Annotated in this window: 1 protein-coding gene; it reads left to right on the top strand. The window is 68.2% G+C overall.

Annotation, left to right across the window (positions count from 1 at the left end; translation table 11 throughout):
* On the top strand, positions 1 to 1,498 hold a 1,498-nt coding region (locus tag FGF04_RS39155), incomplete at both ends, for a type I polyketide synthase (protein WP_149516154.1).

Raw genomic sequence — 1,498 nt, 5'->3', positions numbered from 1 at the left:
GCCCAACAACGCGTCATCCACCAAGCCCTCACCAACGCCCACCTCACCCCACCCGACATCGACGCCGTCGAAGCCCACGGCACCGGCACCACCCTCGGCGACCCGATCGAAGCCCAAGCACTGCTGGCCACCTACGGACAGGACCGGCCCGAGGACCGGCCACTCTGGCTGGGCTCGTTAAAGTCGAATATCGGGCACACGCAGGCGGCGGCCGGGGTAGCGGGTGTGATCAAAATGGTCATGGCCATGCACCACGACCAGCTGCCCCCGACCCTGCACGTGAACGAGCCATCCACACACGTGGACTGGTCGGCGGGTGCGGTGCACCTGCTCACCCAGGCCCAGCCCTGGGAGCGCGACGAGGACCGTCTGCGCCGGGCGGGCGTCTCCTCCTTCGGCATCAGCGGCACCAACGCCCACCTCATCATCGAAGAAGCTGCGGAGACGGAGATCGCCGAGACGGCTGAGCGGTCCGGCCCGACGCTGCCGGTGGTGCCGTGGGTGGTATCGGCGCGTACCGAACAAGCGCTACGGGAACAGGCCACACGACTGGCGGCCCACGTCACCGAACACGACGTGGACCCGGTCGACGTCGGATACTCACTGGCCACCACCCGCGCCGCACTCGAGCACCGGGCCGTGGTGATCGGCGCAGACCGGGCCGAGCTCGTGGACGGGTTGAAAGCAGTAGCCCGCGGCGAACAACCGAGCGGAGCAGCAGCCGGAGGCAAGCTGGCATTCCTCTGCTCCGGCCAGGGCAGCCAACGCCTGCGCATGGGACAGGAGTTGTACGCCACCTTCCCGGTGTTCGCCCGCGTCCTGGACGAGGTGATCGATGAGCTGGGTCTGCCGTTGCGGGAGGTGATGTGGGCGGCGGACGACTCCGCTGGCCAAGGGCGTTTGGAGGGTACGGAGTTCGCGCAGCCGGCACTGTTCGCACTCGAAGTCGCACTGGGACGACTACTGGAATCATGGGGCGTACGCCCCGACTTTGTCGCCGGACATTCGGTCGGTGAACTGGCGGCTGCACACCTGGCCGGAGTGTTCTCGCTGGCGGATGCGTGTGCGCTGGTAGTGGCCCGGGGCCAGCTGATGGGAGCGCTGCCTGCGGGTGGCGCGATGGTCGCGGTACGGGCCACCGAACAGGATGTCGCAACCGCACTCGTGGGTGTGGAGCGGGTGGCGATCGCGGCCGTCAACGGCCCCGACGCGGTAGTGATCTCCGGTGCGGAGGAGGCGGTCACGCAGGTCGCGGCCCATTTCGCGCACACCCGGCGCCTGCGCGTCTCGCACGCCTTCCACTCCCCGCTGATGGACCCCATACTCGACGCCTTCCGTGAGGTGGCCGAACAGATCACCTACCACCCACCCACCATCCCCCTGATCTCCAACCTCACCGGTGCCCTCGCCGACCCCGAAGAACTCTGCACACCCGACTACTGGGTACGCCACATCCGCGAAGCCGTCCGCTTCGGCGACGGTCTGCAAACCCTGCGCA

The sequence above is a fragment of the Streptomyces apricus genome (assembly GCF_008369065.1).
Classification (GTDB): Bacteria; Actinomycetota; Actinomycetes; order Streptomycetales; family Streptomycetaceae; genus Streptomyces; species Streptomyces apricus.
The sequence above is the reverse complement of the archived record's forward strand: the minus strand, read 5'-3'. Positions and strand labels throughout refer to the sequence as shown.